General features: G+C 58.8%; 14 protein-coding genes and 1 pseudogene. 6 read left to right on the forward strand and 9 right to left on the reverse strand.

Annotated features, from left to right (window positions below; genetic code table 11):
* The first annotated feature begins 127 nt into the window (after window positions 1-127).
* The 3 genes from dbpA to yccS all read left to right on the forward strand — a co-directional run bounded on the left by dbpA (window position 128) and on the right by yccS (window position 5,087).
* A complete protein-coding gene (dbpA, locus tag HBN68_RS00705) occupies window positions 128-1,465 on the forward strand; it encodes an ATP-dependent RNA helicase DbpA (RefSeq protein WP_262373394.1) in 1,338 nt (445 codons plus the stop codon).
* A gap of 144 nt (window positions 1,466-1,609) precedes the next feature.
* Complete coding sequence (locus HBN68_RS00710; RefSeq protein ID WP_169962133.1) at window positions 1,610-2,788, forward strand: NAD(P)/FAD-dependent oxidoreductase; 1,179 nt, start codon at window positions 1,610-1,612, stop codon at window positions 2,786-2,788.
* A 124-nt stretch (window positions 2,789-2,912) separates the two neighbouring features.
* A complete protein-coding gene (gene yccS / locus HBN68_RS00715) occupies window positions 2,913-5,087 on the forward strand; it encodes a YccS family putative transporter (protein WP_169962135.1) in 2,175 nt (724 codons plus the stop codon).
* Between the two features lie 33 nt (window positions 5,088-5,120).
* Here yccS and HBN68_RS00720 read toward each other — a convergent pair whose 3' ends face one another.
* The gene (locus tag HBN68_RS00720) at window positions 5,121-5,858 is read right to left on the reverse strand and encodes a transporter substrate-binding domain-containing protein (RefSeq protein ID WP_094991592.1); all 738 of its coding nucleotides are present in this window, start codon (window positions 5,856-5,858) and stop codon (window positions 5,121-5,123) included.
* Between the two features lie 216 nt (window positions 5,859-6,074).
* Here HBN68_RS00720 and HBN68_RS00725 point away from each other — a divergent pair, with 216 nt between their 5' ends.
* Window positions 6,075-6,542 (forward strand): GNAT family N-acetyltransferase, encoded by a 468-nt coding sequence (locus HBN68_RS00725; RefSeq protein WP_094991593.1) that lies wholly within the window; start codon window positions 6,075-6,077, stop codon window positions 6,540-6,542.
* On the opposite strand, the gene HBN68_RS00730 is transcribed toward HBN68_RS00725, so the two are convergent.
* The 3 genes and pseudogenes from HBN68_RS00730 to HBN68_RS00740 all read right to left on the reverse strand — a co-directional run.
* Window positions 6,533-6,829: a winged helix-turn-helix domain-containing protein gene (locus tag HBN68_RS00730; protein ID WP_169962137.1), complete on the reverse strand. Its 297-nt coding sequence runs from the start codon at window positions 6,827-6,829 to the stop codon at window positions 6,533-6,535. The two genes, HBN68_RS00725 and HBN68_RS00730, sit on opposite strands and share 10 nt — an antisense overlap.
* Window positions 6,830-6,892: 63 nt before the next feature.
* On the reverse strand, window positions 6,893-7,393 hold the full coding sequence (locus tag HBN68_RS00735; protein ID WP_094991881.1) for a M48 family metallopeptidase: 501 nt from the start codon (window positions 7,391-7,393) through the stop codon (window positions 6,893-6,895).
* A 99-nt stretch (window positions 7,394-7,492) separates the two neighbouring features.
* Window positions 7,493-8,803 (reverse strand): annotated as a pseudogene (locus HBN68_RS00740) (diguanylate cyclase); the annotation flags it as partial.
* Between the two features lie 324 nt (window positions 8,804-9,127).
* On the opposite strand from HBN68_RS00740, the gene HBN68_RS00745 reads away from it, so the two are divergent.
* Window positions 9,128-9,799, forward strand: a complete 672-nt coding sequence (locus HBN68_RS00745; protein ID WP_169962139.1) for a polysaccharide lyase family 7 protein — start codon at window positions 9,128-9,130, stop codon at window positions 9,797-9,799.
* A gap of 254 nt (window positions 9,800-10,053) precedes the next feature.
* Window positions 10,054-10,398: a hypothetical protein gene (locus HBN68_RS00750; RefSeq protein WP_094991597.1), complete on the forward strand. Its 345-nt coding sequence runs from the start codon at window positions 10,054-10,056 to the stop codon at window positions 10,396-10,398.
* Between the two features lie 86 nt (window positions 10,399-10,484).
* On the opposite strand, the gene fba is transcribed toward HBN68_RS00750, so the two are convergent.
* From fba to tkt, 5 genes are all read right to left on the reverse strand, one after another.
* Window positions 10,485-11,549, reverse strand: a complete 1,065-nt coding sequence (fba, locus tag HBN68_RS00755) for a class II fructose-bisphosphate aldolase (RefSeq protein ID WP_047278209.1) — start codon at window positions 11,547-11,549, stop codon at window positions 10,485-10,487.
* 180 nt (window positions 11,550-11,729) lie between these two features.
* A complete protein-coding gene (locus HBN68_RS00760; protein ID WP_048375396.1) occupies window positions 11,730-11,948 on the reverse strand; it encodes a hypothetical protein in 219 nt (72 codons plus the stop codon).
* Between the two features lie 32 nt (window positions 11,949-11,980).
* Window positions 11,981-13,144 (reverse strand): phosphoglycerate kinase, encoded by a 1,164-nt coding sequence (locus tag HBN68_RS00765; RefSeq protein WP_169962142.1) that lies wholly within the window; start codon window positions 13,142-13,144, stop codon window positions 11,981-11,983.
* A gap of 26 nt (window positions 13,145-13,170) precedes the next feature.
* On the reverse strand, window positions 13,171-14,226 hold the full coding sequence (gene epd / locus HBN68_RS00770; RefSeq protein ID WP_094991599.1) for an erythrose-4-phosphate dehydrogenase: 1,056 nt from the start codon (window positions 14,224-14,226) through the stop codon (window positions 13,171-13,173).
* Window positions 14,227-14,356: 130 nt separating this feature from the next.
* Entirely contained in the window at window positions 14,357-16,354 is a 1,998-nt protein-coding gene (gene tkt / locus HBN68_RS00775) for a transketolase (protein ID WP_094991600.1), read from the reverse strand.
* Between the last annotated feature and the right edge of the window lie 192 nt (window positions 16,355-16,546).

A 16,546-nucleotide genomic window follows, 5' to 3' on the forward strand; every position in this document is an offset into this window, starting at 1 on the left:
CGACAACTCGTCCAGAATCTTCAGGCGAAGGGCCTTGGGCTGTTACACTGCGCGACATTTTGTTTTGCAGGCCAGTCCCGTGACCACCATCGCCACCGCTTTTAATACTTTGCCCTTGTCCGCCGCCATGCTGGCTAACCTCGACTCCCTCGGTTATGCCCAGATGACGCCGATTCAGGCGCAGAGCTTGCCGGTGATCCTCAAAGGCATGGACCTGATCGCTCAGGCCAAGACCGGCAGCGGCAAGACCGCCGCCTTTGGTATCGGCCTGCTGAACCCGATCAATCCGCGCTTCTTCGGCTGTCAGGCGCTGGTGATTTGCCCGACCCGTGAACTGGCCGACCAGGTCGCGAAAGAAATTCGCCGTCTGGCCCGCGCTGAAGACAACATCAAAGTGCTGACCCTGTGTGGTGGCGTGTCCTTCGGGCCGCAGATCGGTTCGCTGGAGCACGGCGCGCACATCATCGTCGGCACCCCGGGCCGCATCCAGCAACACTTGCGCAAAGGTTCGCTGGTGCTCGACGGCCTGAACACGCTGGTACTCGACGAAGCCGACCGGATGCTCGACATGGGCTTTTACGACGCCATCGAAGACATCATTGTGCAAACCCCGGAGCGCCGTCAGACCTTGCTGTTTTCGGCCACGTACCCGGTCGGCATCAAGCAACTGTCGTCCAAGTTCATGCGCAACCCGCAGCAGGTCAAAGCCGAGGCGCTGCACACTGACAGCCAGATCGAACAGCGCTTCTATGAGATCTCCCCTGAAGAACGCATGAGCGCCGTGACCAAGGTGCTGGGCCATTTCCGCCCGCAATCGTGCGTGGCCTTCTGCTTCACCAAGCAGCAGGTTCAGGAAACCGTGGATCACCTGACCTCCAAAGGCATTTCTGCCGTCGGCCTGCACGGCGATCTGGAACAGCGCGACCGCGATCAGGTGCTGGCAATGTTCGCCAACCGTTCGACCTCGGTACTGGTTGCCACTGACGTGGCCGCCCGTGGTCTGGACATTGACGCACTGGACATGGTGATCAACGTCGAACTGGCGCGCGATTCCGAAATCCACATTCACCGTGTGGGCCGTACCGGCCGTGCCGGTGAAAAAGGCATCGCCATCAGTCTGGTTGCACCGTCCGAAGCGCACCGCGCCCAAGCCATCGAACAATTGCAGAAGGCCCCGCTGAACTGGGAAACCCTGGACACCCTCACCTCGCAAGGTGGCGCGCCGCTGCTGCCCGCCATGAGCACGTTGTGCATCGGTGCCGGGCGCAAAGACAAAGTGCGTCCGGGCGACATTCTTGGTGCGCTGACGGGCGAGGCCGGGATTCCGGGCGCTCAGGTCGGGAAAATTGCGATTTTCGACTTCCAGGCCTACGTCGCGGTTGATCGCACCATCGCCAAGCAGGCCGCTCAGCGCCTGAGCGACGGCAAAATCAAAGGCCGTTCGCTGCGCGTGCGGGTGCTGTAAAACGCCTTAACCCCCCTCTTCCCAACCCTCTCCCTGAGGGCGGAGGGGGCAGATTGATTCAGAATTCCAAACCACCCCCCTCTCTAGCGCTCTCTCCCTCCGAGAGAGTTGGGGGGGAAGGTAGCTTTTAATGAGGACTGCGCTGTGCGTTCTACCGACGTTGTAATCATTGGCGCTGGCGCCGCAGGCTTGATGTGCGCGCTGACCGCTGCCGGACGTGGGCGCAAAGTGATGTTGATCGACCACGCCAACAAGGCGGGCAAGAAAATCCTCATGTCCGGCGGTGGACGCTGCAACTTCACCAACATGTACACCGAACCTAACAATTTCCTGTCGCAGAACCCGCACTTCTGCAAGTCGGCACTGGCCCGTTATACCCAGTGGGATTTCATCGCGATGGTGGCCAAGCATGGCGTGCCGTATCACGAGAAAAAACTTGGCCAACTGTTCTGCGACAACAAGTCCAGCGACATCCTTGAGCTGCTCCTCGACGAGTGCCAGCAAGCGGGTGTCAGCCTGCACCTGGACACGTCCGTCGAGAAGATCGAGAAAACCGAATCCGGTTACACCCTCAATACCACCCTCGATGTGTTGCAGTGCCAATCCCTGGTGATCGCCACAGGCGGGTTGTCGATCCCGACCCTCGGTGCGACCGGCTTTGGCTATCAAGTGGCCAAGCAATTCGGGCATACCCTGCTGCCGACCCGCGCCGGGTTGGTACCGTTCACCATCACCGACCAGTTGAAAGCGATCTGCACCGAACTGTCAGGCACCTCGGTGGATTGCCTGGTGAGCTGCAATGACCAGAGTTTCCGCGAGAACATCCTGTTCACTCACCGCGGCTTGAGCGGCCCGGCGATTTTGCAGATCTCATCGTTCTGGAACCCTGGCGACACGGTGGAAATCAACCTGCTGCCCGACCTCGATGCCCTCGACTGGCTGCACACCCAACAGGCTGAACGACCGAACACAGAGCTGAAAACCCTGCTGGGTGAGATCTTCACCAAGAAAATGGCCAACCTGCTGGCCGAGCACTGGTTTGTGTCCAAACCCATGAAGCAGTACACGCCGGGCGAGTTGGCAGAGGTGGCGGACAAACTCGCGTGCTGGAAGGTCGTACCGGCCGGCACTGAAGGCTATCGCACTGCCGAAGTGACCCTGGGCGGGGTGGACACGCGGGAAGTGTCGTCCAAAACCATGGAGTCGCTGAAAAGCCCTGGTCTGTATTTCGTGGGCGAAGTGCTGGATGTCAGCGGCCACCTGGGCGGCTTCAATTTCCAATGGGCCTGGGCCTCGGGTTACGCCGCTGCGCAGTACGTTTAACCCTCTGCGGTTGAAGACCGCGATGACGGCCCCATTATTTTGGGGCCGATGTGAACAGTGTCATTGCACTGTCGTCATAACTGGCTCAATTTAGCGAAACGACTCGCAAGGCAATGCCACTTCAATGTCATCGAAAACCTTTCGACACTCTCTGCGGCGCTTGTGGGCGCAAGACAAGTTCAGTTACAGCGTCCGGGTGTTTATCGCCCTGACCGGCAGCATGGCCTTTTGCTGGTATCAGAACGAGATGAAGCTGCTGATCCCGCTGTTTCTCGGGATCATCGCCAGCGCCCTGTCCGAAACCGATGACAGCTGGCAGGGGCGCCTGAATGCCTTGCTGGTGACGCTGGTATGTTTCACCGCCTCTGCAACCACGGTCGAACTGTTATTCCCCTACCCGCTCTTGATGGTGTGCGCGTTGGCGCTGTCCAGTTTTGGCCTGACCATGCTGGGGGCGCTGGGCGAGCGCTATGGCGCCATCGCGTCGGCCACGCTGATCCTCGCGGTGTACACGATGATCGGTGTCGACCAGCGCGGCGGTGAAGTCACCGATTTTTGGCATGAGCCGCTGCTGTTGGTTGCGGGCGCCGCTTGGTACGGGGTGCTGTCGGTGTTGTGGCAGGCACTGTTTTCCAATCAGCCGGTGCAGCAAAGTCTGGCGCGGCTGTTCTGGGAATTGGGGCTGTATCTCAAGCTGAAGTCGTCGTTGTTCGAACCGATCCGCACGCTGGACGTGGAGGCCGGGCGCCTTGAGCTGGCGCGCCAGAACGGCAAGGTGGTGGCCGCGCTCAACACAGCCAAGGAAATCATCCTGCACCGCGTCGGTAACTCGCGGCCGGGTTCCACGCTCAGCCGTTACTTGAAGCTGTATTTCCTGGCCCAAGACATTCACGAGCGCGCCAGTTCTTCGCACTATCCCTACAACGCGCTGGCCGAAACGTTCTTCCACAGTGACGTGATGTTCCGCTGCCAACGCCTGTTGCGCCAACAAGGGAGCGCTTGCCAGCGCTTGTCCGAGTCGATCAAGTTGCGCCAGCCCTTTGTCTATGACGACAGTTTTGCCGAAGCGCTCAGCGACTTGCACGCGTCCCTCGAACACTTGCGCATCCAGAGCAATCCGGCCTGGCGCGGGCTGTTACGGTCATTGCGGGCGCTGGCCGCCAACCTCGGGACCCTCGACCGCTTGCTGAGTGACGCCAGCAACCCCGACACCCTTGCGGATGCCACCGACAGCAGCTTACTGGACCGCTCGCCGCGCAACCTGAAGGATGTGTGGTCGCGTCTGCGCCAGAACCTCACGCCCACGTCGCTGATTTTTCGTCACGCCCTGCGCCTGCCGTTGGCGCTGTGCATCGGTTTTGCCATGGTGCACTGGATTCACCCGACCCAAGGCTACTGGATCATCCTGACCACGCTGTTTGTGTGTTCGCCCAGCTATGGCGCCACGCGCCGCAAGTTCAGCCAGCGCATCATCGGTACGGCCATTGGCCTGGCGGTGGGCTGGGCACTGTTTGATCTGTTCCCCAATCCGCTGATTCAGTCGATGTTCGCAGTCGCAGCAGGGGTGGTGTTCTTTATCTACCGCACCACGCGCTACACCTTGAGCACCGCGGCCATCACCTTGATGGTGCTGTTTTGCTTCAATCAGGTGGGCGACGGCTACGGGTTGTTCCTGCCGCGCCTGTTCGACACGCTGGTGGGCAGCGTGATTGCAGCCGCCGCCGTGTTCCTGTTCCTGCCAGACTGGCAAGGGCGGCGCCTGAATAAAGTGCTGGCTAACACCCTGAGCTGCAACAGCCAATACCTGCGCCAGATCTTGCAGCAATATGCGCAGGGCAAAAGCGACGATCTGGCCTATCGGCTGGCACGACGCAATGCCCACAACGCAGATGCCGCGCTGTCGACCACACTGGCCAACATGCTGATGGAGCCGGGGCACTTCCGTAAGGATGCGGACATGGGCTTCCGCTTTCTGGTGTTGTCCCACACGTTGCTCAGCTATTTGTCAGGGCTGGGCGCGCACCGCGACACGCAGTTGCCGGCCGAGATGCGTGAACAGTTGATCGAAGGTGCCGGGCGCACGATTGCCGACAGCATTGACCTGATCGCCCAAGGTCTGGCCAACCGTCAGCCCGTGGCGGTGCAAAGCGATGACGAGGAAGCGCTGGCCAGTGCATTGGAGCAGATGCCCGATGACATCGACGAAAGTCAGCGCCTGGTGCAAACCCAACTGGCACTGATCTGCCGCCAGCTCGGGCCATTGCGCACATTGGCCGCGCATTTAATCAAAACCCCGTAAAGGCGTTTGGCGGCCTCTGGCGATCATGCCGGGTTACATGCCATGCGCCTTGATCAGACGCTCAAAGCTGCCGTCGGCTTTCATGGCGGTGATTTCACGGTCGAAATCCGCAACGATTTTGGCGTGATCGGGGTTCTGCAGGCTGACCAAAATATGCAGCTGGTTTTCGCTCAATGCCTTGGGCATAAACTCCACCGCATTGCGCACCCGCGTTGACTCACGCGCCAGCCGATAGCGCGCCACGTACTCGTCCTCCAGTGTCAGGCTGACTCGGCCCGCCACCAACATGCGCACAGCCATCGCAAAGTTATGCACAGGGACTTTGTTGAGGTGGGTGTTGTTGTCGAACTCGGGGGTGTAGGCGTAACCGGGCACGTAGGCGATGGCATAGCCAGTCAACTGCGCCAGCGTGTCGTAATTGACGGGAGAGTCTTTGCGCCGGATAAAACGCAGGCGGTTTTGCAGGTACGGCGCCGAAAACTGCCCGATTTTCAGACGGTCCTCCTTGAACCAGGCGTTGACCAGTACGTCGTAACGACCGTTTTGTATCCCCTGCAACGCTCGCGCCCAAGGCACTTGCTCAAACCTGCTGGGATAACCTGCCCGCGAGAGGGCCGTGCTGACCAGATCAGTGGCCAGCCCACCATTGATCAGCGTGCCATCGGTAAAAGGCGGCCAGAGATCGCCAACCAGACGCAGCGTCTCGGCGCTGGCGTGATGAGCCCATAAGGTCAATCCAGACACAATCAAAGCCCGACGCAAGCGAGACATGCAAGATCCTTATAGGGCTACCCACTATTATTTAGCTGCCAATTATTGGGGTTCATCCTGATCAGCGTCAGGGTATGAGAGACCTGACCACCTAAAGATAACCCCCAATCGCAAAAGGTTGATATTAAAAAGCCTTATCTGCTGACACTTTTACGCTTGGCCTGCTTTGCCATCACGCCTAGTATCTGGCGACCGCCACTTGTTCAGGACAACACCGTGACCACTGACTGGATCTGCAAACACCACTCCGACTTGGGTAAAGAACAGCTGTACGCCATTTTGAAGCTGCGCTGCGAAGTGTTCATCGTTGAACAGGAATGTGCCTATCTGGACATCGACGGACAGGATCTGGAAGGTGACACGCTGCACCTGATGGGCTGGCAAAACGATCAACTGGTGGCCTATGCACGCTTGCTCGACCCAGACTCCCATGCCGGGGATGTGGTGATTGGCCGGGTCATCGTGGCACCTCAGGCACGTGGACATAGCCTGGGCCATGACTTGATGGACCAGGCCCTGCTTAACATCAAAGAAAACTGGCCGCAGGAACCTGTCTTTTTGTCAGCCCAGGCGCACTTGCAATCGCTTTATGCAAAGCACGGCTTTTACGTCGCAGGCGAGCAATACCTGGAAGACAACATCCCGCATATCGGCATGCGCCTGGACGCCGACGATCAGGGGTAACCCAACACCTGCTTGATCTGATCCACATGCCCGGCGACCCACTGTTTATTAATCGGGCCCCAGCTGCGGACCACGTAGCGCCCGGCGTGATTGCGGGCGCCGTCCTCTTGTTCGAATTCGCACAGGATGTCCAGATCAGCCAGCGCCGCTATTGTGTCCTGCGCCGTACGACGGGGCATGCCGGTCACCTCCGTGAGCGCCGGAACGTTGCTGGCCTGTTGGGTATCAATCAACCAGGCCACATACAGGCGCCGGTAAAAGCTGCTTTTGGTTTTACTGACGTCCATTCATCACTCCGGTCACACGGTGGATTTTCGGTTGCGCGAACCTGTTCGCGGCTACCGGTAAAGTCAGGTTTTACTCTGCAGGTCACGCCACGTCAGGTACACCCGCAGGTCGAATTCCAGCTGGTGATAGTCGGGCAGCATGTACTCACACAATTTGTAAAACGCCTTGTTATGGTCCGACTCCTTCAAGTGGGCCAGCTCATGCACCACGATCATCTTCAGGAACTCGGGCGCGGCATCTTTAAACAGTGAAGCCACGCGCAGCTCTTTCTTGGCCTTGAGTTTGCCGCCCTGCACCCGTGAAATGGTGGTGTGCAAGCCTAGGGCGCGGTGGGTCAGGTCGAGGCGGTTGTCGAACAGCACTTTGTCAAAAGACGGCGCGTTACGCAGGTGCTCCTGCTTGAGTTCAAGCGCGTACACGTACAGGGCTTTGTCACTCTGCACTGCATGTTTGCGGGGATAACGCTCGTTCAAGTACGCACCTAACTGATCACGCTCGATCAAATGCCGTACTTGATCCTGCAAGGTCTGAGGGTATGCCTGGAGGTATTTGAGAGCAGTCATGGGGCCCGCGCGACGCGTAAAAAGTGCGCCAGTGTAGCGGCGCATCGGCCCTTACTTCCAGTGAACAGGGCTCAGCAAGGGCTGGGCGCTGATTAACGCATCATAAAAGCGGTACTGCTGACGCCCTGCCCGCTTGGCTTCGTACATTGCCGCATCGGCTGCGCGCATCAGGGTTTCAAGGCTCGTGCCACACCCGGGGGACAGCGCAATGCCAATACTGACCCCAAGGCTGACATCCAGCCCTTGTATTTGCTGGCGTACCGCAATCATGTCGATCAGTTGCCGGGCAATCTGCGCAGCTTCCTGCGCCTCAGTGACGTTCAGCAACAGGGTGAACTCATCCCCGCCGATGCGCCCCAAAACATCGCCGGGCCGGGCGCACTGCTCCAGCTGTTCGGAGACCCAACTCAGCGCACGGTCCCCGACTTCATGCCCCAGCGAGTCGTTGATACGCTTGAAACCGTCCAGATCCAGATACAGCAGCGCACGCAATTGAGTGTCCGCAGCGTCACGCATCAGCACGCCCTCAACGGAACGCTGAAAACCGCGACGGTTCAAGAGTCCCGTCAATGAATCCGTGATGGCTTGCAGTTCGAGTTGCTGATGCAAATGGCACACTTCCGACATGTCCAGCACCGTCACCACCATCGCGTGCTGTTGCCCCGACAACGGCGCACAGGACAGGGTGACAGGCAGCAGTTGGCCTTGGGCCGAGCGCAGGATTGCATCATGCACGCGATAGGTTTCGCCGCGCCGGTAACCATGATAGATCGCAGACTCATACCACTCGGGTACGTGGGGTTTTTGCAGGAAATCCAGCAGGGGCACGCCTTCCAGACCCGCTACGGAGACCTTGAGCAAGCGGGAAATGGCCGGGTTGGCGAATCGGATACGCCCGTCTTCGTTGACCACCAGAATGCCTTCGGCGGCATTTTCCAGTACCGAAGCATTGAACGCCTGGGCTATTTCCAGATCACGGCTCAAGCGGCGTAGCGCCCGGGCATTGCTTTGATGTTCCAGCAGCGCCTGCACTTTGGGTTTGAGGATTTGAGAATCGAAGGGCTTGAGCAAGTAATCGACGGCGCCGCACGCGTAGCCCTCGAGTACCGCGTCCCGGGATTGTGCATTGCCCGTGAGAAAAATAATCGGGGTGAGCCGCGTGCGTTGGCTGCCGCGCATCAGTCGGGCAACTTCAAACCCGTCCATGCCTGGCATGTGCACATCCAACAGCACCAGATCGACCTCGTTACTGAGCAACAACTCCAGGGCTTCTACACCTGACGTTGCCGTCAGAATGTGCCAATCCGCACGCTGCAACAGCGCCTGCATGCTGATCAGATTTTCAGGGTAATCATCCACTACCAAAAGCACTGAACCAGTCTCGACTGGTTTCTCGGGCACGCATTCCATGCTGCTTCTCTTTATGACTGTCCTGAACTCAGGAGAAAACCGGACAAAAATCGGGATCCAACTCTAAACCTGAGTATCACAAAGCAGAAGCGACCCACCGTCACACAATTACACATAGTTGTACTGAACCGACTAACGGTATAGCCATTAGTCCCTTTGTGTAAGGCAGGCCTTACAACCGCGGCCTATTTTTTGACGTCAATTAAACACCTGGTTATTTACTGGCACTACCGATCGTCCTATAAAGACCATCCCTCAAAGCCCTGGTCCAGACGCCATCAACGCGTTTGATGCCTGTAAGTGCCTCAGCTCAAGGCCCGAAACATGATCGATCTGGCAACCTGGAACCTGAGTGTTCCCGTCGGTAATCCCCCTACCACCATCGAGACACCGCGCCTGCTCAAGGGCTTCAAAAATATGTATTTCCACTCCGACTCCGGCACGCTTTTTTTCTGGGCGCCCGTGACCGGAAGCACCACCGTCAACGCCATTTACCCGCGCAGCGAATTACGTGAGACTCGCGCCGATGGCTCCCTGCGCAATTGGCTCTACCCCAGCGCCAACCATTTTTTGAACGCTACATTGACCGTCAATCAAGTGCCCTCCTCGGGCAAGATCGTGATCGGTCAAATCCACGCGTTTCAAAGCCAGCAGCCCATGCTCAAGTTTGAGTATCAATACAAAACCAGCAAACTCAGCGGCAATCTGGTGGCCAAGGTGCGCATACGCCCCAACGACACCACCATCAAAACCGTGACCGTAGCCGAGAATGTGCCCCTGCAAAAAAGCTTCACCTATGTGATCAATTTGACGCCCGACGGCACCTTGAACGTCAAAGGCGCCAATAAGGTGTGGAGCACCCCCATCAGCGCCACGTGGCGCGACAAACCGTTGTACTTCAAGGCAGGGGTGTACGTGCAAGACAACACGGGCAACAGCAAGGAAGGTGGACAAGTCACGTTCAGCAAGCTGGACATCGACCACAACGCGCTTTGAGCAAAACGTTGAGCTGCAATGCGGCTCTACAGTCATGGCTTTTGGTCACGTCGGGGTAGGCCAGATGATGTCTAAATGATGCGAATCAACGGACTCATCCTCGGTCGAAAGTGGGATATTTGCTTATGTAAATGAAGGGCACTTCTGAGATGGCGGTATCCCCTCAGGCATTGCTTGCGGCACTGAAAGTCGCAGGGCTATCTTCTGGAGTCGCCGAGCGGCCTGGCCCAATTGATGCTTCCAGTGGAATCGACATGAAGAAAAAGCGCGACGATCACCTGCACGATGAAACAACTCGGCGCCTGCTTGAAGACCTCAACGCTACGCCTGCCCCGCTGGACGAACTCAACCCGACCCAGGCCGCCGAGGTCAGCCCGGCCTCGCCTTTCGCCGTACGCAGTGATGTGCGGGCGCTGGAGGCCCTGAAGCATATGTCGATGATGCTTAAAAGCGCCGAAGAGGTTTCGGACGAGATCACCGAACGCGCCAGCGGCATCGAACGCGGGCTGATCTGGTCGATGCTGCACTCTGTCGAGATGACCCGCTCGCTGGTGGATGCACTGCTCAGGGGCAATGGCGTCGATCCTGAGTCGTTATAGCCACCTCACCCGCGCCTGCACACGATGGGCTGTCAGCGCCTACAAAAAAGCCCGCATCGCTGCGGACTTTTCATGTCGCGCAGGTCTTAGTTGACCTTGGCGTTCAGCTCACCCTTCAGGTAACGCTGGTACATGGCTTCCAGAGAGATCGGCTTGATCTTCGAAGCATTACCGGCGGTGCCGAAGGCTTCGTAACGGGCGATGCAGACATCACGCATCGCCGTCACGGTAGCGCCGAAGAATTTGCGCGGGTCAAACTCGCTCGGGTTGGTAGCCATCAGGCGGCGCATGGCGCCAGTCGATGCCAGACGCAGGTCGGTGTCGATATTGACTTTGCGTACGCCGTGCTTGATGCCTTCAACGATTTCTTCAACCGGCACGCCGTAGGTTTCTTTGATGTCGCCGCCGTATTCGTTGATGATTTTCAGCCACTCTTGCGGCACCGAGGACGAACCGTGCATCACCAGGTGAGTGTTCGGAATGCGTTTGTGGATTTCTTTGATCCGGTCAATCGCCAGCACGTCGCCAGTGGGTGGCTTGGTGAATTTGTACGCGCCGTGGGAAGTACCGATGGCAATCGCCAGGGCGTCCACTTGAGTGCGTTTTACAAAGTCAGCGGCTTCTTCAGGATCGGTCAGCATTTGGCTGTGGTCCAGAACGCCTTCAGCGCCGATGCCGTCTTCTTCACCAGCCATACCGGTTTCCAGCGAACCCAGGCAGCCCAGCTCGCCTTCTACCGACACACCGCAAGCGTGAGCCAGCGCAACGGTTTGCTGAGTAACGCGCACGTTGTAGTCGTAGTCAGTCGGGGTCTTGCCGTCTTCGCCTAGCGAGCCGTCCATCATCACCGAGCTGAAGCCCAGCTGGATCGAACGCTGGCACACGTCAGGGCTGGTGCCGTGGTCCTGGTGCATGCACACCGGGATATGCGGGAATTCTTCGATAGCGGCCAGGATCAGGTGACGCAGGAACGGAGCACCTGCGTATTTGCGCGCACCGGCCGAAGCCTGAACGATCACCGGGGAGTCAGTCTTGTCAGCGGCTTCCATAATGGCGCGCATCTGCTCAAGGTTGTTGACGTTAAAAGCTGGAACGCCATAGCCGAATTCGGCGGCGTGGTCCAGCATCTGGCGCATGCTGATAAGTGCCATTGTGCGTGTCTCTCCCGGACGAGGGTCGTTAATCGTGCAAGCCTGCCGGAGCGGCGGCTGCTATTCAAGTTTTTGCAGATCGGGGGTAACCGGCCTGCGAGTAAGTAGCATCGTCTGTCGTCGTTGCCGCAGTCTGTTCAAAGCCCATCACTGAACCGGCAACGCCTACAGGTCAAAGCGTTACGGGCACCCGCGCTCTTTAGAAGGCGTGGGTGACTCGTATTTCTCAAGTGCCTCAGGCCCTGATCGTTTATTGACCAATGGCACGCTCTGCGCCTGCCAGTCAGCCTGGTAGCAGCCGCTCTCTTCAGGCGTGGCCGCTTCAGGCGCTGGCTTGTTCGAGCCGGAACAACCGGCCACCAAGCCTGCAATCATCAACAGCGGTAACAACTTGAGCATGTCCATGCTTCCTTTCAGGGCCTGATTCACGTTCAGGCTTTCGCGCGGCTTTCCAGGACTTCCACGGCAGGCAATACCTTGCCTTCAACGAACTCCAGGAATGCGCCGCCACCGGTCGAGATATAAGAAATCTTGTCAGCAACACCGTACTTGTCGATGGCGGCCAGCGTGTCGCCCCCACCGGCAATCGAGAACGCAGCACTGTCAGCGATGGCGTGGGCCAGCACTTGGGTGCCATTGCCAAACTGGTCAAATTCGAACACGCCCACCGGGCCGTTCCACAAAATGGTTTTGGATGACTTCAGCAGCTCGGCAAAGTGCGCTGCCGTCTGCGGGCCGATGTCCAGAATCATGTCGTCTTCTGCCACGTCAGCAATCAGCTTGACGATGGCTTCAGCGCTTTCGGCAAATTCCTTGGCCACGACCACGTCGGTCGGCAGCGGCACATTGACCTTGGCGGCGATGGCGCGCGCGGTGTCCAGCAGGTCGGGTTCGTACAGCGACTTGCCCACCGGGTGGCCCGCTGCGGCGAGGAACGTGTTGGCAATGCCGCCGCCCACGATCAGCAGGTCGCAGATCTGGCTCAGGCTGTTGAGCACATCCAGCTTGGTCGACACCTTGGAGCCCGCGACAATCGCAGCCATGGGTTTGGCCGGGGCGCCCAGCGCTTTGCCCAGGGCTTCCAGTTCGGCAGCCAGCAACGGTCCTGCAGCCGCAACCTTGGCGAACTTGGCCACGCCGTGGGTCGAACCTTCGGCGCGGTGCGCAGTGCCGAAAGCGTCCATCACAAACACGTCGCACAAGGCCGCGTATTGCTTGGCCAGTTCATCAGCGTTCTTCTTTTCGCCCTTGTTGAAGCGCACGTTCTCAAACAGCACGATGTCGCCGGCTTTCACGTCAACGCCATTGAGGTAGTCGCTGACCAGTGGCACTTCACGGCCCAGCGCCTTGCTCAGGTAATCAGCCACGGGCTTGAGGCTGTTTTCGGCCGAAAATTCGCCTTCAGTCGGGCGGCCCAGGTGCGAGCAGACCATGACCGCCGCGCCTTTCTCCAACGCCAGCTTGATGGTCGGCAGCGAAGCAAGGATGCGCGCATCGCTGGTGACAACACCGTCCTTGACTGGGACGTTGAGGTCTTCGCGGATCAGTACGCGCTTACCTTGCAGATCGAGGTCGGTCATCTTCAACACGGTCATGGGTCGCAGTTCCTGAGTTTCTAATGTTAGAGAACGGTTTTTGGGTGAGTTACATGCAGATAGTGCTCTGCCACATCGATCATTCGATTGGCAAAGCCCCATTCGTTGTCGAACCAGGCCAGCAAGTTGACCAACCGGGGGCCGGACACACGGGTCTGGCTTGCATCGACAATCGCTGAATGCGGGTCATGGTTGAAATCACAGCTGGCATGGGGCAATTCGGTGTACGCCAACAGGCCTTTAAGCGGACCGCTGGTGGCGGCTTCGCGCAACATGCGGTTCACTTCCACCGCGTTGGTGTCGCGCGCGGTAATCAAGGTGATATCAAGGCACGACACATTCAAGGTCGGAACCCGTACGGCTTTGGCTTGAATTCGGCCCGCAAGTTCCGGCAGCAAACGTTCAATGCCTTTCGCCAGACCGGTGGACACCGGAATCACTGACTGAAACGCCGAACGTGTACGACGAAGGTCTTCGTCATGGTACGCATCGATCACCGGCTGATCGTTCATCGCCGAGTGAATGGTGGTAATCGACACGTACTCCAGACCGAACGCCTGATCCAGCAGACGCAACAGCGGCACGCCGCAGTTGGTGGTGCAGGACGCATTGGAGATCAGCCGCTCGGTGCCGGTCAGGGTGTGCTGGTTCACGCCGTACACGATGGTGGCGTCGGCATCTGCCTCGCTGGCCATCGGTTGCGAAAACAGGACAGCGGGGGCTCCGGCGTCGAGAAAACGCTGGCCGTCCGTACGGGTGTTGTAGGCACCGGAGCATTCCAGAACCAGATCAACGCCCAGCGCGGCCCAGTCAATTCCTTCAGGGGTGGCACTGCGGAACACTTTCACGCAGTCGCCATTGATGTGCAGGCAGTCGCCTTCGATCCGTATCTCGCCGGGAAACCGGCCATGCGTGGAGTCGAAGCGCGTCAAATATTCGAGGCTGGCCATATCGGCCAAATCATTCAGGGCAACAATTTCAAACCCGGCAGCAGCTCCCCGCTCAAACAACGCACGCAAGACGCAACGACCAATGCGGCCGTAGCCGTTGAGTGCAACTTTGTAAGGACGCGGTTGAGGCATGGGGTTCTCTTATTCAAAACCTGTCGTCGCCGCCGAAGACTGCGATCAGGACCGCGGGCCCTTCAAGGAAAAGGGTGCCTGCGGCAGCGACTAAGGGGATCGCGGCGGCCAGAGGCCGCCGCGTGTAGCTTTAGTCTTCCAGCAGTTCGTCAGCCTGACCCAGGATGTTTTCCAGGGTGAAACCAAACTCTTCGAACAAGGCAGGCGCAGGCGCCGACTCGCCGTAGGTGGTCATGCCGATCACACGACCTTCCAGGCCGACGTACTTGTACCAGTAGTCTGCGTGGGAGGCTTCAATGGCGATCCGCGCGCTGACCTGCAACGGCAGAACCGACTGTTTGTAGCCTGCGTCCTGCGCTTCATACACGCTGGTGCACGGCATCGAAACAACACGTACCTTGCGGCCTTGCTCGGTCAGCTTCTCGTACGCCTGAACCGCCAGGCCGACTTCCGAACCCGCCGAGATCAGGATCAGCTCAGGCTCGCCTGCGCAGTCCTTGAGCACGTAACCACCGCGGTTGATGTCGGCAATTTGCGCGGCATCACGGGTTTGGTGGTTGAGGTTCTGACGCGAGAAGATCAGCGCCGACGGGCCGTCCTTACGCTCCAGTGCGAACTTCCAGGCCGCTGCGGATTCCACCGCATCGGCTGGGCGCCAGGTGTCCAGGTTCGGCGTGGTGCGCAGGCTGGTCAGTTGCTCGATAGGCTGGTGCGTCGGGCCGTCTTCACCCAGACCGATGGAGTCGTGGGTGAACACGTAGATCACGCGCTGCTTCATCAGGGCCGACATGCGGATGGCGTTGCGGGCGTATTCCATGAACATCAGGAAGGTTGCGCCGTAAGGCACCAGACCGCCGTGCAGGGCCACGCCGTTCATGATGGCGCTCATGCCGAACTCGCGTACGCCGTAGTACACGTAGTTACCGCTGGCATCTTCTGCCGACACACCTTTGCAGCCTTTCCACAGGGTCAGGTTGGAACCGGCCAGGTCGGCCGAACCGCCCAGCAGTTCAGGCAGCAACGGACCAAATGCGTTCAGGGTGTTCTGGCTGGCTTTACGGCTGGCGATGGTTTCGCCTTTGGCCGCGACTTCATTGATGTAGGCAGTGGCCTTAGCATCGAAGTCAGCGGGCAATTCGCCGCTCAGGCGACGGGACAGCTCGGCCGCCAGCTCCGGGAACTCGGCTGCATAGGCGGCGAAACGCTGGTCCCACTCGGACTCAACGGCAGCACCGGCTTGCTTGGCGTCCCATTCGGCGTAGATCTCGGCCGGGATTTCAAACGGGCCGAAGTTCCAGTCCAGTGCCTTGCGGGTCAGGGCGATTTCATCGTTGCCCAGCGGAGCACCGTGGCAATCTTCTTTGCCCTGCTTGTTCGGCGAACCGAAACCGATCGTGGTTTTGCAGCAGATCAGCGTTGGCTGGTCGCTTTTGCGTGCGGTTTCAATCGCGGTCTTGATCTCTTCCGGATCGTGACCGTTGACGTTACGGATCACTTGCCAGTTGTAGGCTTCGAAACGCTTGGGCGTGTCGTCGGTGAACCAGCCTTCGACTTCGCCATCGATGGAGATGCCGTTGTCGTCATAGAAGGCAATCAGTTTGCCCAAGCCCAACGTACCGGCCAGCGAGCCGACTTCGTGGGAAATGCCTTCCATCATGCAGCCATCACCCAGGAACACATAGGTGTGGTGATCGACAACAGTGTGACCAGGACGGTTGAACTGTGCGCCCATGACTTTTTCTGCCAGGGCAAAACCCACGGCATTGGCCAGACCCTGACCCAACGGGCCGGTGGTGGTCTCAACGCCCGGCGTGTAGCCCAGCTCCGGGTGACCCGGAGTGCGGCTGTGCAGCTGACGGAAGTTTTTCAGGTCGTCGATCGACAGGTCGTAGCCGGTCAGGTGCAGCAACGAGTAGATCAGCATCGAACCGTGGCCGTTGGACAGCACGAAGCGGTCACGGTCAGCGAATGACGGGTTGCTCGGGTTGTGCTTCAGATAATCGCGCCACAGTACTTCGGCGATATCCGCCATGCCCATCGGGGCACCCGGGTGGCCGCTGTTGGCTTTTTGCACGGCATCCATGCTGAGTGCACGAATGGCGTTGGCACGCTCACGACGGCTGGGCATCGCTGTTCTCCTGGGAATTGATAAATAAAAACGAATCGGAAAAAAGGCGAGCATTTTCCCTCAGGCAGCGCCCTCGGGCAATGACAGATAGTCACTTGAGCCGTTTTTCCTGTGCTTAACCGTTCAATCTGTTGAGGTTTGGACCGCGGCGCTCGTCATTACACTTAACCGGTCCGACAAACGTGCCAGTTA

Origin of the sequence: Pseudomonas sp. WS 5078 (assembly GCF_012985745.1) — a bacterium.
Lineage (GTDB): Bacteria > Pseudomonadota > Gammaproteobacteria > Pseudomonadales > Pseudomonadaceae > Aquipseudomonas > Aquipseudomonas lundensis_A.